The organism is Stenotrophomonas sp. AGC87, assembly GCF_057333975.1.
Map to the genome: position 1 here is coordinate 62,829 of NZ_JBHFHW010000037.1, position 17,474 is coordinate 80,302.

General features: G+C 61.8%; 25 protein-coding genes and 1 pseudogene. 2 read left to right on the top strand and 24 right to left on the bottom strand.

Translation table 11 applies throughout. From position 1 onward, the window contains the following. Positions 1–145: 145 nt before the first annotated feature. The gene (locus ACE026_RS14860) at positions 146–1,441 is read right to left on the bottom strand and encodes an acetyl-CoA C-acetyltransferase (protein ID WP_313219853.1); all 1,296 of its coding nucleotides are present in this window, start codon (positions 1,439–1,441) and stop codon (positions 146–148) included. A gap of 92 nt (positions 1,442–1,533) precedes the next feature. Here ACE026_RS14860 and ACE026_RS14865 point away from each other — a divergent pair, with 92 nt between their 5' ends. Then, positions 1,534–2,421 carry a hypothetical protein gene (locus ACE026_RS14865; RefSeq protein WP_486039595.1) on the top strand — a complete coding sequence of 296 codons (888 nt, stop codon included), beginning with the start codon at positions 1,534–1,536 and terminating at the stop codon, positions 2,419–2,421. 103 nt (positions 2,422–2,524) lie between these two features. On the opposite strand, the gene ACE026_RS14870 is transcribed toward ACE026_RS14865, so the two are convergent. From ACE026_RS14870 to ACE026_RS14885, 4 genes are all read right to left on the bottom strand, one after another. After that, positions 2,525–3,157: a superoxide dismutase family protein gene (locus tag ACE026_RS14870; RefSeq protein ID WP_486039597.1), complete on the bottom strand. Its 633-nt coding sequence runs from the start codon at positions 3,155–3,157 to the stop codon at positions 2,525–2,527. Between the two features lie 53 nt (positions 3,158–3,210). Further along, on the bottom strand, positions 3,211–3,777 hold the full coding sequence (locus ACE026_RS14875) for a superoxide dismutase family protein (protein ID WP_486039599.1): 567 nt from the start codon (positions 3,775–3,777) through the stop codon (positions 3,211–3,213). A gap of 94 nt (positions 3,778–3,871) precedes the next feature. After that, on the bottom strand, positions 3,872–5,323 hold the full coding sequence (gene ntrC / locus ACE026_RS14880; RefSeq protein ID WP_486039601.1) for a nitrogen regulation protein NR(I): 1,452 nt from the start codon (positions 5,321–5,323) through the stop codon (positions 3,872–3,874). Further along, positions 5,316–6,374: a two-component system sensor histidine kinase NtrB gene (locus tag ACE026_RS14885; protein WP_486039603.1), complete on the bottom strand. Its 1,059-nt coding sequence runs from the start codon at positions 6,372–6,374 to the stop codon at positions 5,316–5,318. The genes ntrC and ACE026_RS14885 overlap by 8 nt, the downstream gene beginning before the upstream one ends. Before the next feature lie 399 nt (positions 6,375–6,773). On the opposite strand from ACE026_RS14885, the gene ACE026_RS14890 reads away from it, so the two are divergent. Continuing rightward, positions 6,774–7,604: a hypothetical protein gene (locus ACE026_RS14890; RefSeq protein ID WP_486039604.1), complete on the top strand. Its 831-nt coding sequence runs from the start codon at positions 6,774–6,776 to the stop codon at positions 7,602–7,604. Here the strand turns inward: ACE026_RS14890 and ACE026_RS14895 are convergent. The 19 genes and pseudogenes from ACE026_RS14895 to ACE026_RS14985 all read right to left on the bottom strand — a co-directional run. Then, positions 7,601–7,894, bottom strand: a complete 294-nt coding sequence (locus ACE026_RS14895; RefSeq protein ID WP_486039606.1) for an immunity 53 family protein — start codon at positions 7,892–7,894, stop codon at positions 7,601–7,603. The two genes, ACE026_RS14890 and ACE026_RS14895, sit on opposite strands and share 4 nt — an antisense overlap. 5 nt (positions 7,895–7,899) lie before the next feature. Further along, a complete protein-coding gene (gene mltA, locus ACE026_RS14900; protein WP_486039607.1) occupies positions 7,900–9,075 on the bottom strand; it encodes a murein transglycosylase A in 1,176 nt (391 codons plus the stop codon). Then, positions 9,072–9,827: an N-acetylmuramoyl-L-alanine amidase gene (locus ACE026_RS14905; RefSeq protein WP_486039608.1), complete on the bottom strand. Its 756-nt coding sequence runs from the start codon at positions 9,825–9,827 to the stop codon at positions 9,072–9,074. The genes mltA and ACE026_RS14905 overlap by 4 nt, the downstream gene beginning before the upstream one ends. 65 nt (positions 9,828–9,892) lie before the next feature. Then, positions 9,893–10,231 (bottom strand): hypothetical protein, encoded by a 339-nt coding sequence (locus ACE026_RS14910; protein ID WP_486039609.1) that lies wholly within the window; start codon positions 10,229–10,231, stop codon positions 9,893–9,895. 235 nt (positions 10,232–10,466) lie between these two features. Continuing rightward, on the bottom strand, positions 10,467–10,940 hold the full coding sequence (locus tag ACE026_RS14915; protein ID WP_486039610.1) for a hypothetical protein: 474 nt from the start codon (positions 10,938–10,940) through the stop codon (positions 10,467–10,469). A gap of 529 nt (positions 10,941–11,469) precedes the next feature. Further along, positions 11,470–11,913 (bottom strand): hypothetical protein, encoded by a 444-nt coding sequence (locus tag ACE026_RS14920; RefSeq protein ID WP_486039611.1) that lies wholly within the window; start codon positions 11,911–11,913, stop codon positions 11,470–11,472. After that, positions 11,910–12,254: a hypothetical protein gene (locus ACE026_RS14925; protein ID WP_486039612.1), complete on the bottom strand. Its 345-nt coding sequence runs from the start codon at positions 12,252–12,254 to the stop codon at positions 11,910–11,912. Before ACE026_RS14925 ends, ACE026_RS14920 begins: the two co-directional genes overlap by 4 nt. 367 nt (positions 12,255–12,621) lie before the next feature. Beyond that, positions 12,622–12,978, bottom strand: a complete 357-nt coding sequence (locus ACE026_RS14930) for a hypothetical protein (RefSeq protein ID WP_486039613.1) — start codon at positions 12,976–12,978, stop codon at positions 12,622–12,624. A 3-nt stretch (positions 12,979–12,981) separates the two neighbouring features. Next, the gene (locus ACE026_RS14935; RefSeq protein ID WP_486039630.1) at positions 12,982–13,326 is read right to left on the bottom strand and encodes a hemagglutinin repeat-containing protein; all 345 of its coding nucleotides are present in this window, start codon (positions 13,324–13,326) and stop codon (positions 12,982–12,984) included. Positions 13,327–13,414: 88 nt separating this feature from the next. Continuing rightward, positions 13,415–13,621 carry a hypothetical protein gene (locus ACE026_RS14940; RefSeq protein ID WP_486039614.1) on the bottom strand — a complete coding sequence of 69 codons (207 nt, stop codon included), beginning with the start codon at positions 13,619–13,621 and terminating at the stop codon, positions 13,415–13,417. A 93-nt stretch (positions 13,622–13,714) separates the two neighbouring features. Beyond that, a complete protein-coding gene (locus ACE026_RS14945; protein WP_486039616.1) occupies positions 13,715–13,996 on the bottom strand; it encodes a YrhB domain-containing protein in 282 nt (93 codons plus the stop codon). 12 nt (positions 13,997–14,008) lie between these two features. Further along, on the bottom strand, positions 14,009–14,326 hold the full coding sequence (locus tag ACE026_RS14950; protein ID WP_486039618.1) for a hemagglutinin repeat-containing protein: 318 nt from the start codon (positions 14,324–14,326) through the stop codon (positions 14,009–14,011). A gap of 189 nt (positions 14,327–14,515) precedes the next feature. Next, complete coding sequence (locus ACE026_RS14955; protein WP_486039619.1) at positions 14,516–14,995, bottom strand: hypothetical protein; 480 nt, start codon at positions 14,993–14,995, stop codon at positions 14,516–14,518. A 257-nt stretch (positions 14,996–15,252) separates the two neighbouring features. Next, entirely contained in the window at positions 15,253–15,423 is a 171-nt protein-coding gene (locus ACE026_RS14960; RefSeq protein ID WP_486039620.1) for a MafI family immunity protein, read from the bottom strand. Between the two features lie 26 nt (positions 15,424–15,449). Then, a complete protein-coding gene (locus ACE026_RS14965) occupies positions 15,450–15,755 on the bottom strand; it encodes a hypothetical protein (RefSeq protein WP_486039622.1) in 306 nt (101 codons plus the stop codon). A 191-nt stretch (positions 15,756–15,946) separates the two neighbouring features. Next, complete coding sequence (locus ACE026_RS14970; RefSeq protein ID WP_486039623.1) at positions 15,947–16,297, bottom strand: DUF596 domain-containing protein; 351 nt, start codon at positions 16,295–16,297, stop codon at positions 15,947–15,949. Next, positions 16,294–16,533: a hypothetical protein gene (locus ACE026_RS14975; RefSeq protein WP_486039625.1), complete on the bottom strand. Its 240-nt coding sequence runs from the start codon at positions 16,531–16,533 to the stop codon at positions 16,294–16,296. Before ACE026_RS14975 ends, ACE026_RS14970 begins: the two co-directional genes overlap by 4 nt. Next, positions 16,514–16,723: pseudogene (locus ACE026_RS14980) on the bottom strand (transposase); the annotation flags it as partial. The pseudogene ACE026_RS14980 and the gene ACE026_RS14975, both read right to left, overlap by 20 nt. Positions 16,724–16,750: 27 nt before the next feature. Further along, positions 16,751–17,474 (bottom strand): IS3 family transposase (locus ACE026_RS14985; RefSeq protein WP_486039627.1); only part of this gene is annotated, 724 nt, incomplete at its 5' end.

A 17,474-nucleotide genomic window follows, 5' to 3' on the forward strand; every position in this document is an offset into this window, starting at 1 on the left:
GCCCGCCAATGCGGGGTCCCTGAGACGGTGTGGAGGAGCCGGCCAGCGGCCGGCACTACCAGAGCCGAATGGTGCACACCTCCGCCAGATACAAAAAAGAAGGCCGCCCTGGGGGGGCCTTCTTCGTTCACTGCAGCGCAGGCGATCAGCGCTCGACGATCGCCACCACGCCCATGCCGCCGGCGGTGCAGATCGAGACCAGCGCGCGACCACCGCCGCGCTCAGCCAGCTGCTTGGCCGCCGTGGCAATCACGCGCGCGCCGGTGGCGGCGAACGGGTGGCCGGTGGCCAGCGACGAACCCAGCGGATTGATCTTGGCCGGGTCGATCTTGCCCAGCGGCGCATCCAGGCCGAGGCGGTTGCGGCAGTAGTCTTCGCTTTCCCACGCGCGCAGCGTGCACAGCACCTGGGCGGCGAACGCTTCGTGGATTTCGTAGAGGTCGAAATCCTGCAGGGTCAGGCCGTTGCGCTTGAGCATCTCCGGCACGGCGATGGTCGGTGCCATCAACAGGCCTTCGCCGTGCACGAAATCAACGGCCGCCACCTGCGAATCACGCAGGTAGGCCAGCGGCTCATGGCCATGCGCGCGCGCCCATTCTTCGCTGGCCAGCAGCACCGCCGAGGCCCCATCGGTGAGCGGGGTGGAGTTGGCAGCGGTGAGCGTGCCGCGGCCGGAGACCTTGTCGAACGCCGGCTTCAGCGTGGCCAGTTTTTCCAGCGAAGTGTCGGCGCGCAGGATGTTGTCGCGCTCCACGCCGCGGAACGGCGCGATCAGATCGGTGAAGAACCCGCGCTCATAGGCGGCGGCCAGCTTTTTGTGCGAGGACACCGCCCACTCGTCCTGCGAGTCGCGGGAGATGTTCCACTCCTTGGCCATGTCTTCGCAGTGATCGCCCATGCTCTTGCCGGTGCGCGGCTCGGCCACGCCCGGGAATTCCGGCTTGAGTTCGCTCAGCTTGAAGCCGCGGGTCAGTGCCTTGAGCTTGTCGCCGGTGCTCTTGGCGCGATTGGCCGCCAGCAGGCGCGCGCGCAACTTCTTGCCGTAGACGATCGGCACATCGGAGGTGGTGTCCGAACCGCCGCCGATGCCCGAATCGATCTGGCCCAGCGCGATCTTGTTGGCCACCGCGATGATCGTATCCAGCGAGGTGCCGCAGGCGCGCTGCATGGTGATGCCGGGGGTCAGCGGGGACAGGCCTGAGGACAAGGTGGCTTCGCGGCCGAGGTTCCAGTCGCTGGAATGCTTGATCACCGCGCCCATCGCCACTTCGCCCAACTGCTGGCCGTGCAGGCCGAAGCGTTCGACCAGCGCACCGAGTGTGCGTACCGACATACCGAGGTTGCCGACGTCCGAATAAGCCGTGTTCTGGCGACAGAACGGGATGCGGACGCCGCCGAGGATGGCGACGGGACGGGCGTTGGGCATGGAGATACCTGGCATGGGAGGGGTGTCTGCAACATGGCCTGCACGAAGGAGCAGGCATAATGGGGCCAAGTGTAGCTGCCGCCCTGTGATGGGCCAACCGTGAAACCATGAGCAAACCCGACCACGGCATGAATGCCATTGGCGTACTGGCATTGGAACTGGCCGGCGGCGACGCCCCGCGCCATGCCGCGCTGTCCTCCGAACAGGCTGGTGAACTGGCCGAACGCGTCGGCCGCGATCTGGCCAAGCTGGTGCCCGGCGTCAGCGGGCTGGACTTCGTGTTCGCCGGCGCCCATTTCGATCCGGCGGAAATCCTGCGCCCAGGCTGGCCGGTGCACCGGCGCCTGGAAGAACTGCAGATGCGCGCCCCGAGCCGCAACCAGGGCCCGCGCGTGCTGGCTTTTGGTGCCGGCACCGATGGCGATGTCCCGCTGCCGTTCCAGGCCGATGCCAGCCTTACCGGTGGCGGCCTGCGGGTCGTCCCGTTCCTGCTGACCGGCACCGAAGTCGTCCAGACCCAGGCCGTGGCCGAAGCACTGGAAGAGGTGTTGCTGGCCCAGGGCATGACGCAGCCCGATACCGCGCTGCAGGCGCAGAACGCCTTCGGCGCGCAGATCGAGCACGCCCGCTATTTCACGGTGAACGACCTCGCCGCGATGATGTCGATGCAGTACGACAACCAGGGCCTGGCGATTCTGTGGCCGCTGATCGAAACCGCGCTGATGGCACCGCACGTGGAAGAGTGGCTGGATGCCGCGCCGGAGCCGTTGCTTCGATACGCTGATGGCGAAGTGCGTATGGCGCTGTTCGACCCCGCCGGCTGGTGTGCGTACTACAACCACGGCACCGGCGACTGCGATCGCCTGCAGGGCATCTACGACCAGTACCTGATCCGCCAGCGACAGATGGCCGCCGTGCTCGAAGCGCATGGCCTGCCGGTGCTGTTCGTGCATTGCGAGGCCGGGCAGGACGCGCGCGAACTGCTGGCGCGTTAATAGGGACGGAGGTAGTTAAGCCTGCGGCTTAACTACCTCCGTCCCCGTTAATTTAAAAAAAACGCCGGCGAATGCCGGCGTTTTTCGTCAAACACGGCCCGGATTACGGGGCCGCTTTGATCACCGCGCACGCCAGGCGTGCACCGGCATTGCCGGTCGGCTGGGTCTTGTAGTCATCCGCGTCGGCATGGACGATCAAGCCGCGGCCGATGATGTCGAAGCCATCACCCTTGCCGATGTTGACGTTGGTCGAAACCGGGGCGTCGACCACGGCGTTGCCCTGGGCATCAGCCTTGATGTTGGGCATGTCGCCGCCGTGATGCGGCTCGCTGGCGACGCTGCCATGGTCTTCCTGGCCCGGGTTGAAGTGGCCGCCGGCGCTGGCGCCGTCCGGCGCGCTGCAGTCGCCCTTCTCATGGATGTGGAAGCCGTGCTCGCTGTTCGGCTTCAGGCCGCTGACCTGGCCCTTCACGTGGACCTTACCGTCGACGACGCTGAAGGTCACGGTGCCTTTGACGTCGTTGCCCTGGGTGGCAGCAAGGTCGGCACTGGCGGTGTGGTTGGCATGGGCTTCGCTGGTCATTGCCGGCGGTGCATCCGTGGCCGGGGCGGTTTCAGCAACCGGTGCGGTGTCCGCAGCCGGCGTGGCTTCCGGCGTGGTGTCGGCCGGCTTGTTGCAGGCGGTCAGGCCAAGCGCGGCGATGGCAGCGAACAGCGTGGTGTGGATCAGGCGCATGTGGATCTCCTTGCGGGTAGCGTTGGAAGAAACGACGTCGAAGGACTGCGTGATCAGCGCACGACCCGGATGACGCCGCAGGCAATTCGGGCGCCGGCGTTGCCGGCCGGCTGGCTGCGGTAATCGTCGGCGTTGGCATGCACGATCAGTGCACGTCCGGCGATGTCGGTGGCTGCGCCGCCGCCAAGAGTAACCGCTGGCAGGCGGATGTCGACGTTGACGCGGCCCTGCGCATCGGCGCGCAGGTTGTCCATGTCACCGGCATGATGTGCACCGGCACTGTTGCGGCCGTGCGGTTGCCCGGCGGGATTGAAATGCGCACCGGCGCTGCTCGCATCGACCGCACTGCAGTCGCCGCGCTCGTGCACGTGGAACCCGGCCACCTGCAGCGGCTGCAGGCCACCGATGACACCGGTGAGGTGCACGCCACGGGCATCCGGCACCAGCGCCAGGCGCCCACTGACCAGACTGGCCGAGGCCGGCGACAGGTTTGCCTCGGCCATCTGCGCGGTACTGACCACCGGTACGACGGGGGCGACGGGGCGCGGCGGCGGTGTGCTGCCGCAGGCGGCCAGACCGACCGCGATCGCCGCAGCGAGGACGACAGGGGAACTGCGCATGGGAAAGACTCCTTGGTTGCAAACTAACCGTGTGCTCGTCCACAGGCCATGAAAGCGGCCCGGACATGGCGCACACGCGGTGTGGACATGCGGTTCATCCGCCGCGACGGCGGCCGGCGCCGAGCTTGCGGGTGAGGGTGTTGCGGCCCATGCCCAGCCGCGCGGCGGCTTCGGCACGGCGGCCATGGGTGATCTGCAGGGCCGCTTCGAGCAGCGCCTGGTCGACCCGATCGCGCACCTGCGCGTGCAGGCCTTCGGCACCTTCGGCCAGACGCTGACGCGCCCACGCCGAAAGCAGCGTTTCCCACTGCCCCGGATCACCGGCACTGCGCGAGCGTGGCGCACCCGCACCGCGGTGCAGCGCGCTGTCCACGTCGGCCACACCGATGCTGTCGGCCGCCGCCAGCGCGGCCATTCGCCAGCAGACGTTCTCCAGCTCACGTACGTTGCCGGGCCAATCGTGCTCGCGCAGCGCCTGCAGTGCTGCTGCGGTCAGGCGTTTGGGCGGCGTATCCAGTTTGTGTGCGGCCGCGGCCAGGAAGGTCTCGGCCAGCTGCGCGACATCGTCGCGACGCTCACGCAGCGGCGGCAACCGCAGCCGCACCACATCCAGCCGGTGCAGCAGATCGGCACGGAAGCGCCCCTGCGCGACCAGCGATTCCAGATCCTGGTGGGTCGCAGCGATCACGCGCACATCCACGCGGATCAGCTCACGCCCGCCCACGCGGAAGAACTCGCCCTCGGCCAGCACGCGCAGCAGGCGCGTCTGCAGCGGTAACGGCATGTCGCCGATTTCATCCAGGAACAGCGTGCCGCCGTTGGCCTGTTCGAAGCGGCCGATATGGCGACGCTGCGCGCCGGTGAACGCACCCGCCTCATGGCCGAACAACTCACTCTCCAGCAGTTCGGACGGAATCGCCGCGGTATTGAGCGCGACGAACGGCCCCTGCACGCGCGGCGACTCGTGGTGCAGCGCATGCGCGACCAGCTCCTTGCCGGTGCCGGTCTCGCCATTGATCAGCACCGACAGTGGCGCCTGCGCCAAGCGGCCGATCGCGCGGAACAACGCGCGCATCGCCGGGGTATCGCCGACCAGCTGCGGACGCTGATCGGGCGGGGTCGTGCTGGCGGTCTCGCTCGGCTCGGCCAAGGTGACATCCGGGGCCGGCAGGACGCGCTGCGCCAAGGCGACCGCATCGTCCAGATCGAATGGCTTGGACAGGAATTCCTGCGCACCGCCGCGGAAGGCGCCGGCCGTGCTCGCCACATCGGTATAAGCCGACATCACGATCACCGGCAACTGCGGATGCGCCGCCTTGAGCTTGTCCAGCAACACCAGACCATCATCACCGGGCATGCGGACATCGGTGAACAGCAGATCCGGCGGCGGCTGCTCGGCCAGCATCGCCAACGCGGCCGCCGCACCGTCGAAGCCTTCGACACGGTAGCCGGCCTCGCGCAGCGCGGTGCACAGCACGAAGCGCACCGCGCGGTCATCGTCGACCACCCAGACACGCTGGGCGGTGGTGTCGACCTGGTCAGCCATGGGCGGCAGTGTCCTCGGCGAAGGTGCCCTGCCCGATCGGCAGCAGCACGGTGAATACGGTATGGCCGCGGCGCGAGCGGTAGGTCAGGGTGCCGCGGTGCTCGCGTGCGACCTGCTGGGCCAGCGCCAGGCCCAGCCCGGTGCCCTCGGCGCGCCCACTGACCAGCGGCAGGAACAGATGCTCTGCCAGGTCTTCGGGCACGCCACGGCCGTCATCGGCGATTTCCAGCCGCAGCGCCAGCGGGTGCAGTTGATCGGTGATGCGCACGCCGTGCTCAACGCGCGTGCGCAGGGTGACGGTGCCCGCATCGGCCTGGATCGCATTGCGGACCAGGTTCCACACCGCCTGGGTGAGCCGGTCCGCATCGCCATCGAACTCGGGAATGCTGGGGTCGTAATCGCGCTGGATCCGGACCGCCCAGCCACCCTCGCTCTCGGCCAGGCGCAGTACGCGTTCCAGCGAGGCATGAATGTTGAGCGGTGCATGTGGCGCGGCCGGCGCGGGTGACAGCAATTGCTCGAGCAGGCCGTTGAGGCGCTCGATCTCCGAGCCGATGAGCTCGATCAGTTCACGCTCGTCCGGATCGCGTTGCGCGTTGCGGCGTGCCAGCAGCTGAGCCGCACCCTTCAGGCCGGCCAGCGGATTGCGCAGCTCATGCGCCAGGCCCTTGAGCGCGGCACTGAGCGCGCTGGGCAGCGCCTGGGTGGGGTCCAGCCCCGGGAACTCATCGACCGGATGCGCCTCCAGCAGCCAGCCGCCTTCGTCCCAGCGGCTCAGCCACCCCTCGGCAAAGCGCGGTGCATCGCCCGGCAGCGCCAAGGCCAGCCGGTGCAGGCGCAGGGTGTCGCGCTCATCGCGGGCCAGGAAGTGGGCCAAGGCATCGCCCTGGGCCTCCAGCGAGGCCAGCGGCTGGCCCAGCAGGCGGCGTACGCTCACGCCCAGCCAGCGGGCGAAGGCAGGATTGCAGCCCACCACACGGCCGCTGGCGTCGGCCCAGGCGACCGGAGTGCCGAGGGCGTCGAGGGCGGGGGGGAGGAGCGTGGTGGTCATTGCACCAATGTAGTGCAAAACGGGGTGGGTTGAGCGTGGGGAGATGGTGAACGGATGGACGGATGACAGAGAGAGCCACGGCTCGCCAGTGAACTGTGAGCTGCGGCCACATCATGGGCTCGATGCATTGACACGGATGCGGCCCATCGCTAGAAAACAGATATCTATTCCGGAACCTTCGTTGCAGCACTATCTGCGGATCAAGGAGCGAGATCGGTACGTGAGAATGATGACGGATTTCTCTGCATTCCTCCGTAACGAGGCAGCGCCGGAGCAAGCCCCGGAAGATTGGCCCAGCGTGGATGATTGCTTGATATCAGATAGCGCACCGCACACGGCAGATCTTTGCGAGGTGCGTGTCAGTTGAAGAGCTGCCCAGCCACGCGTGCAGAGGGACCAATGCGCTGCGCGCTGCTGGCTGCGCTCACCATCTGCTTGATCCTCTCAAGCGCATGTTCCAGATTTGATCGCAACGAAAGCGGCACGGCCTGTGAGAGCGCGCCGTCAGGCAGGTCCGATCTCCCGCGAATCCTTGTCTTTGGCGAGATACATGGCACGGCCGAGGCTCCCCGTTTTGTCGCGGACTGGATCTGCAACCTGGCGCGTAGCAGTCCCGTCATCGTCGGCATTGAACACCCATCCAGCGAGCAGGCCGCTCTGGATAGCTTCATGAGCACGAAGGCATTGGAGCCGGCCCGCGGAATATTGGGGGAATCCAGTTTCTGGACGCGGGATTCGCAGGACGGAAGAACGAGCATTGCGATGTACGCGATGCTGGATCGTCTTCGAGAGCTACGCCAGAGGGGTGCAGACGTCACGGTGGTTGCCGTCGGATCTTCTGGCTTTGGTGGCGGAGATGAGATCACCGACAACCTGCAGGCGCTTGCGCGATACTCGAACGTCAAGATCGTCACCTTGCTAGGTAACGCTCATGCTCGAAAGGCCGGCGCGGAAGGGCGGGATGGGGTATCCCGCCTGATGTTTGACGAGCCCTATCGAGCGCTGGCTTTTACTCACTCAGGGGGGACGGCATGGGCCTGCGCTCCTATCTGCGAAGTGCAGGATCTTGGGCTTGCCAGGCCAGGCCCGCATAGGATCGGGGAGATCGTCATCGATGACAGATCGATCATGTATGACGGGTTCGTGCACCTTGGCGTCGTCCACGCTTCGACTCCCGCCCGTGATCGTTGGGCGTCTTGCAGCATGTCCACCGATGATCGCGAGTGCTAAGCCTCGGCCCAGCTGAGAAATATGCCCAGCAGCTCAGTCAAGTTGCCGGCGCCGCCGCTAGCGACGAACCGTGACTTCTCAATCTTGCAGATGATCCAGTCCGCATCATCTTCCGAGTGCCCACGACGGATCGATGCGAAAGGCCTGTGCTCAAGCTCGGTCTCGATGAGATCAATGCTGACCTGCCAGCCGGGGTTATCAAGGGTCTCGATAGTGACCCCGAACGTATGCTCCCAGTCCTCATTGCACTGCATTCGATACCAGTGCTGGAGTCGCTGAAGTTCATCCATCGGTGTCACTCGCTCTTGTCAGGCGCCTTCGGCAACGCCATACCCTTCGGCCACAGCATCCAGATCGTGCCCTTCTGCTTCATGTGCCCGGCCAGCTCGCCCGCCGCATCGCCGGTGCCCCAGAACAGGTCCGCACGCACTTCGCCGGTGATGGCACCGCCGGTATCCTGCGCCGCGACCGGGCGCACCAGCGCGGTGCCATCCGGGCGCGTGGTGGACAGCCACAGCAGGCTGCCCAGTGGCACGACGTTGCGATCCACCGCGACGCTGTAGCCGGCGGTCAGCGGCACGTTCAACGAGCCGCGCGGACCGTCTTCGCTGTCCGGTCCACGAGTAAAGAACACATAGCTGGGATTGCTGGCCAGCAGCTCGGGCACGCGCGCGGGATGGGCATCGGCCCAGGCGCGGATGGCGGCCATGCTCACGTCGGCCTGCTTCAGTTCGCCCTGCTCCACCAGCCAGCGGCCGATCGGGCGATAGGGATGGCCGTTCTGGTCGGCGTAGGCGATGCGCAGCTGGCGGCCGTCGGCCAGCTGGACACGGCCGGAGCCCTGGATCTGCAGGAACTGCAGGTCCATCGGGCTGGTCAGCCAGGCCAGCACCGGTGCTTTGACGCCGTTCGTGGCGATCCGCGCGGCATCGTCATACGGCTTGAGCACGCGCCCTTCCACGCGGCCGCGCAGGCGCTTGCCCTTGAGCTCGGGGTAAAGGCTGTCGAGCTGGACGGTGACCATGTCGTCGGGCACGCCGTACACCGGCACCGATGCCTTGGCGGTACGCGTGAGGCTGCCGGCATAGATGGGCTCGTAGTAGCCGGTGATCAGGCCGTCGGCGCGGTTGTTGGCGGCGCGCAGCGCATAGACGTCGAGATTCGCCTGCAGGAACTGGCGGATGGCGGCAGGTGTGGTGGCAACGTTGGCCGCCGCTGCGCAGGTGGATGCCCAGTTGGCGTCGCTCTTCAGGCGTGGGCAGGCACTGCGCCAGGCCGCGAAGCCGGCTTGCAGATCGGCGTCCGCGACGGCGGGCAATGCGTTCCAGTTTGCCTTCGCGTAGGTGCTGGTTTGCACTGGCGCGGGTGATGCCGAGCGCTGCGGCGCGACCGCGCAGGCACTCAACAGCGCCAACCCCACCCCCATCAGCGCGGCGTGCTTGAGTGCGGGGAGGACGGGCGTGAACTTCATGGGCGGCGTTCCTGTTGCAGCAGCAGCGAGTGCAGGATGCGGGCGTCTTCGGCATCGAGATCTGCGGGGAGATCGTCGCGACCGCGGAAGCGGCGGTGGAAGGCGCCGACGGCGGCCGCCCGGTCGTCCATCGGGTAACCGAAGGCCTGAAGGGCCATCCAGGGATCGAAGCCCATCGGCGCCGGGCCATCGGTCGCGCGCGGCCACACGCCGAAACCGGCTTCGGCCAGCTGCTGCCACGGGAAGAAACGGCTGGGATCCTGCTTGCGCGACGGCGCCAGATCGGCATGCGCGATGATCTGGCTGGGTGGAATGCGCAGGCGCGTGCACAGGTCATCCAGCAGGCGGATCAAGGCCGCGATCTGTGCCGGTGCGAACGACGTGTCGCCGTCGTTGTCGATCTCGATGCCGATCGAGGCCGAGTTGAGATCGGTGATCGTGCCCCAGCGCCCGGGACCGGCATGCCATGCGCGGCGGTCATCGCCCACCAGTTGGTAGATGTGGCCATCGGCCCCGACCAGATAGTGCGAGCTGACCTTGCCGCCACTGTTGGCGCTGCGCAGCGTATCCAGGCTCTCTTGCACGGAGTGCTGATCGGTATGGTGCAGCACGATCACCACTGGCGCGCGCGCGGTGTGGTTCGGCGACGGCACCCAGGTGGCGAGCGGGCTGCGCTGCTCGAGCGGCGTGGTGCTGCAGGCGGCCAGGGACAGCGCCAGCAGGGCGGGTAGCAACAGGCGATAGCGGGTCATGGGGGCATTCTACCCGGCGAGAGGAAAGGGCTTTGCTGAGCACCTTTACATCACTCGTGAGTGGGTCAGATGCGTGAGGTGGCATCGGGCACGCCGCCAGTAGGTGCGGATGAGGGTCTCATTCGCACAGGCACTATCGATTCGACATGTGAACCGCCGAACCAGAGCAAGGCGCTGGGCAGGCTGCGGCCGCCGGAGATCTGCAGGGTGAAGCTTTGCGAGGCGCCGTCAATGTCTCCACTGTTGGCGGCCTTGACGGCGATGCCGGCCTTGGTGCTGACCGTGGGTCGTCGGAGAGACGCCCCCTCTTCAGATGTTGGAACTCGATCATCTACAGCGTGACAGGGCAAATCGTACAGCGGCACCGACGTTACCTGGAAGGCTCTTATCTGGCAGTAGAGCATTCAGATCCTTCAGCATGCTGGTCCAGCTTTCCGTCTTCTTTTGCACAGTCGGTGAGATCACAATTCAGCCTGTTACGCCCTCGATATTGCAGTGCCTGATGCTCTTGAAAAGGGCGCGCGGGTGTTGTGATTGAACAGCCCAGCAAGTCCTGAAACCACTCGCTGTAACACTGCTCTGTCAGACCGGGATCGTAGAGATGCTTCTTCCACTATTCTGCTCAGCACTGACCTAGAGTCATTTCGATCCCACTTGGAACAGGCAACCATCACTCCAAGGAACACCCCACGCCGCGAAGTGACTTTCGACCGCTTCGAAGAGGCGATCTTCGAACGTTCCTGGACCGGCGTCGCCATGAGCACGAACATCGGAGACGATATCGAGCAGCGCTTGGGTGCTGCACATAAACTTATCAAGCCAGTACAACTGGCCTTCCTCGGAGAGATCAAATGGGTCGAGGCGCGAGAGCGCTGAACACAATTCGCGGAAATCATGCGAGCCGCCGTCGCGGGGCAACGGCTCATACATTAGTTCACACAAGCCCGATGCAAGACATCTGTAGGTCAGCTCAACTGCATACTGCCACTGCGCGACTTGGTCCCCCATCACTTCTCCACCTAACAGCGCATGTGGTGAATAGTCGTCCATCGTAAACAGATGAACATCCTCCGCCACAATCCGAGGAATGGCAGGAAGCACGACTTGTTCCATGAGGATTAATATCTTTGGCGGGTGAGAGCCCTTCTTCTAGCACGCTACCACATTGGCCTGCCTCACCTCTGCAACATTGCAACCGCGGATAGGTGCGTTCGTTGCGACGTCACCCAGGACTCATCTATGAGGGGCCATCAGTTCTGGCGGCACCAGTAATCTACTTTAGGCCTTGGTGAACTGATGATGATTCTCGCGACCCTCGTCACACAAGTTCTCTCATTGACCCGACTATGGCGGGAGAATTGGTTTGTTTTCTAAGTCAGTTCCAACGTGTTAGATGGTACGTCGCGACGAGAGGCGAATTTCAAGAAGCACCTTATCCAGCGCTAGCGTGTTGCCGGCGCTGAAGTTACCCTGCGCGAGGTGAATGTTGCCGCTCGTGAGCGTAACTGTCAGCTGTAGTAACAGCTGCCAACGTTACCGAGGCTTCCTATCCCATCGCGATCGCAATCCGTTCAACTCGATAGACAGATCACCATCCCGGAATAGCTCTTGAAACAATCTCAACGCATGCCAAACTGCAGGATCAAGTCCTCTTAGGTGCCACCCCAAGAAACCACCTAATGAAATCATTGAAGCTCTCCCAACTGCATGGAAGTTTCCCGGATACAAGTTTTTCGGCATCGCCCGCGGCGAAATCGTAAACTTTTCCGTTATTTACGTCGTACAAGTAACAACCCTCTCCTTGAACACTGGTCATACAAACGTAGCCCGGAGGGACACCCCAAACATCGGCCACAAACTCTGTTCCCTGCATCATTTCATTACTTGGAATTGCGACGTCGCACAGCTCTTCAAAAGAGACTTCGCTCGGGAAATGCGTCGAAGCGTAGGTGACGAAGAACTGCCAAAATTCGCTTCCCTCGCGCGCACCCAATTCAACAAGCCCCCGCTTGGCGGACTCTACATCGGCTCGCATAATTTCGCCCGGCTGCAGCCGCATTGCCGCATCAATATCCAAAGGAATCACCTACCCACCCCCTCCGCACGACCCATCTGGTATTGTCGCACCAGCTTGGCGGCAGTCACCTTCTTGCCGCCGATCACGATGCTGCCTTCGGTCAGCGTGGCGTAGGTGGTGCTGCTGTCGCCGCCCTTTTCGTTCATCGGCACGCCGCCACCGAAGTTCGGCGTGGCACCGGCAAACACCGGCGTGTTGCCCTCCATCGCGCCGCCGTAGCCACCGCTGATGCCGCCCGAGCTGGTGCTGTGCTGCATCTGGTTCTGCAGGTCGCTGAAGGTCAGCGTCTGCGCGGTCAGTTCGCTGCGGGTGCCGTTGGTGCTGGCAATCGCACCGCCGACCAGGTTCACGTGGCCGGCATCGACGTGGTAGCCGCCATCACCGGCGAACAGGCCCGTCTACTGGCCCACGCCCTGATAGCTGCCGTTGGATTTGCCTGCGCTGGCATAGCCGTCGGCGCTCCAGGCGATGCCGAACGATACATGCGCCGGTCGCCTACTTGGTAGTAGGTCGCTGTGCTGGTATCGCTTGGCGACATAGATCCTTCACCGCAAGCCCGGCATCGCCCTACTTCAGGATCGTGATGATCTGCGTTTCGACAAATTCGATGTGCGCATGAAACTTCCCGGCTGGTTAAAGATCCCGGAACGATGTATCTATCGGATGTTTGGCTGCCGGGGACTCTACGGATGCTCCTATACTAGTTGTCACCGACACTCACTCCACGTCCCAGAAGCTCTTCGGCTCCGCGTAGCGTCCGTCTTCGATGACGGCACACCAGCCGAAGCTGCGATGGAACATTTCAAGATGAACGATTTCGTACACATCAGGCCCGCTCGCTCTAAGCGTAATGAGGCTGCAGGAATTGTGTGTGAACTGACCGCCGACGCTCGGCATTGCCCGTAACTCGAGTTCATCCCTATCCCAGTCTGTCACCACTCCGGAAACCTGCGGAGTGCTATCAAAAAACATAATTTCGAAATCCTTGGATATCCTGCATCGGCAGGGAATTCGCTCTTGGGAAAGGAGATCATCTGTGATCAAGTTCTTAGGGAAACTAACGCTAATTTTCATTTTTTACCCTTGATCGATGCGGTCGGCCGTGGCGGTGGCACCGCGCAGGGTGGTGTCACCCTCGGCCTTGAGCGAGATGTTCTGGCCGGTGAGCGTGGTGTTCTGCCAGGTCGTGCTGTCCGCGTTGGACTTGCTGCTGCCCACGCTGGCTTCGGCGTACACGTATGCGCCGGTCTGCGCGCCAACCTGTACGCCCACGCCCACTTCAGCACCCGCGTTACTGCTCTTGCTCTTGTCCTGCACATGCGCCTTACCGGCTTCCAGCAGGATGTCGCGTGCCGAATCCAGGCTCACCGTGTTGCCCGCGCTCAGGCTGCCCTTCACAACATTGATGTCACCGCTTTCAATTGGTCACGTCGACGGTACAAACAACTGTCGTCGTGATTGCGTGCCGGAATTTCCGCCGTCTACAGGACAGAGAAGGCGCAGAGCGACGCTACTGTTCAACCCCCTCTCGTTCCATGAGATGCATCAGTTCATCACCAAGTGCGCTTCCAACGTCCATCGTTACGCCAATTCTCGTTTGATGAGAATTCTTACCCAACGTTGCAAATGACTCACGGAGACAGGCGAAAAGAACATTCAGCTCATCTCCAGTCAAAATCAGTTCAAAGCTACCGTCACCCAGGCTGTTCAGGCCCATCGTTTACTCCCTCATACTCGCTCGGCGTGGCGCGGAAAGCGATCTCTACGTAACGCATCATCTGATTACGCTAGTCCTTCAAGAGAGACCGAGTCAAGCTATTCTCGCTCTTTTCTGTTCCACGTACTCATTTAGGTATTCCTCCAATGGTCTAGCTGTGCCAAGTACCACAAGCTCCCCAGAGCTCCTATCAATCAAGAAGGGTCCATTACCCGCCAATTGTGCAGAGAAGTCCCCGGTCTCTAAAAACTCTTTTGACTGGTAGCAGAAGTACCAACCCTCCTGGAACTCACCCTCAAGGGAAATCTGGAGCGGAATCTCAGACTGGCCCAAGTACTCAACAGCTTGCGATAGAGCGCGGCTGTATGTGATCACAGTTCACCTCATTTACTTTGTCTTTAGAAGATGCAGGCTTTTGAACTTGCTCAAATCAGCAGCCTTCCCGGCCTGACCATCAAGGAAGCGAATTACCCCGTTCTGGTTGACAACATTGATTACATGACCAGTCTTTATATCGCTGCGGTCGACCATCGCGGTGGCACCGCGTAGGGTGGTGTCACCCTCGGCCTTGAGCGAGATGTTCTGGCTGTTGAGCGTGGTGTTCTGCCAGGTGGTGCTGTTCGCGTTGGACCTGCTGCTGCCCACGCTGGCTTCGGCGTACACGTACACGCCGGTCTGCGTGCCTACCGCGACACCCGCGCCCATTTACACGCCTGCGTTGCTGCTCTTGCTGCGGTCGACAAGCTGCGATTTACCAGCCTTTAGGATGCCACGCACTTAACCCAGTACAAACATGCCGCCCATGCACAAGCTGCGCCGCGCGTCGTGCGTCTCGCGACTACTGGTCAAGTAGTTGAATAAAACTAGACAAGTTCTGCAAACAGCTCATAACTGCTAGATCCATTCTTCTTTAACAACACTACTAAAATCACCAAAGGGCGGCATGCCTATGAAATTACCACTCGGATCGTACTCTTTACTAAACTCCCTATATTCATTTGTAATGAGATTGGCCTCGAGTATTGCCACCTCTCCAGTAGGCAGAAATGAATAGGTTTCACCATTACTTATAGAGTCAGCACCATCAATATATCGCCTGAAATTAGCCGCCCTAAGAAAAATCGTGACATCATCGACGAGCTGAAACTGATAGTTCATGTATTCGCGAACATGTTCATCCAAGAAACCAACTAAAATCGCTTTCTTATCCAACAACATTTGAACATGTGCCCGAGGACTTTCCTCACCACCGAGCAAGGCGGTATATGAAAGTCTGGCGCGATGCCGACGCTCCGCTTCATCCGTTGAAATTGCATCCACGACTTTCCTGTAGTGTTGAAACCACTGCTGGCAGTAGATAATTTCATGCCGCATCAATAAATCCTCCCGTTCGAGTCTCTGATGATAACATTCCAGTCGACCGCGACTCGTAAGCAGAGAGTTTTAGCAGAAGAGCAATCACGGCCCTTATACACCCTTTAATGTCGCACTCAATCTCCACCAAAACTAAACCTTAACCCCCTTGATCTCCGCAGCCCAACCGACATTGGGTGAGAAGCATTTGCTGAAGTTTCGAATAGGAAGATCGATCATCATTTGCCGCGTAATCCAGCAAGGCAGCTTAACCGAGCTCAATCCAAGCCGAAGCTGAAATCAGAGCCGAGGGCGACAGTTTCGAGATACTCCGAATTCGTCAGGGGAGTATCAGCCTCGCAAATGTTATCGCACAATATTTCGAATCCGAGCCTTGCTTCATTGTGTTCAAGAAAGTTCAGTGCACCATCGATGAGGGCAGGATCCATCCGATCACGTAGCTTGGCCGCGATCGCTAAGATCCTTTCTTCGTACACGACTGTCTCACTTTATAGGTGCAACCGGGATACAACGCCTCGGTCAGCAGCTTCGCCGCCACTTCACCACCGGGAACTGCGCCCGCACCGCCAGCTGCGTTGCCACCGTTGACCTCAGCCAGCAACGCACCCAGCAGCGCATGTGACAGCAACTGCAATGCGGCATTCGGATCACCGCCGTGTTGCGTATCGAACTTGTCACCGATCTGGCTTGCCGCATACTGCGCCAGGGCGTTGGCCACCACTCGGCCGCCGCCCTTGCCGGTGGTGGCACCTACCAGCAAGGTGGTAACAGCCTAAAGAGCACGGCTGCTGGAGCCACCGATACCCCATTGCTTCGAGTCCGGGTCGGCCTGGCTGTCCTGAGTAAGCAACGCGTCACGCGCCGTTGCATCCAGGCCATTGAGATCCGCCTTTTCATTTGGCGTCAGGCCGGCATGGGCGATCCCTCCGGAGCTGAATAGCTCTAGGCTGGTCAGCTCCAGACTTCCTTGCCATCAGGCGTAATCCAGACAATTCCCGCTGGCGACTCTACAAGAAACCACAGGCCCATCTCGGATTCCAACTCTTCTCTGCTGCTCGGCCATGCACGCCGCAGGACATCAAGCTGATTATCCATACTGCCTTCAAGGTACCTTCCATCTAGGGCCAAACGGATCTCGCCGCGAATCATTAGCGTCTTGAGAAGCGAAAAGAACATTTCTGTCTGCCTATCGAAGCTAGCCTCCGTGTCTGCAAGCTCAACAGTCAACGACTGCCAAACCGCACCCATGGAATAGCCCCACGAGTGATCCATAATCGAGTTGAACTCCAGACCATAATTCATTTGAATTTCATCTCCACCGCACGCCCACCATTAATAGAACTATGTACGATATCGATCGTCCACTTTGCGCCAGTCGCTTCGCCGGATGAAGAAAAATCGCGAAGTCGCAGCGTTGCACCTTCTGGAGTGGATACTGCATACACTTGCCCTTTACCGGGAATCGTACGAGCAGCGGGCATCGCGTTGACTCCGCCGAGTCTTTGGAAGTAGGTGGTCTCAATAAGCAAGCGCAACACGTGATCTTAATTCGGCGATCTCTCTGTCCATCACTTCGGCGGGCGTCCTCCAGCCCAGCGCCTGACGTGGTCGTGTGTTCATGAGCATCGCAACGTGGTTGAGATATTCTTGGCTCGCGCTCGACAGATCAATGCCCTTGGGCAGGAACTGGCGAAGCAATCCGTTGGTGTTCTCGTTGCTGCCGCGACGTCCCCCCGACCTGAGTAGTGGGCGGGTTTAGAATCCAGTGCTGATGTTATCTTTCTTCGCCGCCAACTGCGCGGCGTGCTGGGCGGGTGTTAGTCCGCCAAGCGCTCTTTTGGGCCTTTCTTCGTTGTAGTCGCGCCGCCAGCTTTCGATGCTGGTACGGGCATGAAGCAATGTCGGGAACCAGTGCTCGTTGAGGCATTCATCGCGTAAACGCCCGTTGAAAGACTCCACGTAAGCATTCTGGTTCGGTTTGCCCGGCTCGATCAGACGCAGGGCAACTCCCTTGTCGTGAGCCCAGGCCACCATCGCCTTACCGCAAAACTCCTTGCCGTTGTCTGTCCTGATCATTCGTGGCAAGCCGCGCTGCATGGCCAGTCTGTCCAGCACCCTGGACACACCTTGCCCGGAAATTGCCCGCTCCACTTCGATGGCAACAGCCTCGTGGGTGGCGTCGTCTACGATGGTCAGGCACTTGATCACCCGGCCTTCCGCGGTGCGGTCGAACACGAAGTCCATCGACCACACCTCATTGGCAGCGGACGGCCGCAGGAGGGGCTGGCGCTCGCCTACCGGCACCTTCTTACGCTTTCTGCGACGCACCTGCAGGCCCGCTTCCTGATACAAGCGCTCCACTCGCTTGTAGTTCACGACCAGCCCTTTCTGTCGCAGTTTCAAATGGATCATGCTCACCCCGTAGCGTCTGTGCCGATGCGCCAGCGCGGCGATCTGCTCGCGCAGCTCAACGTTGTGG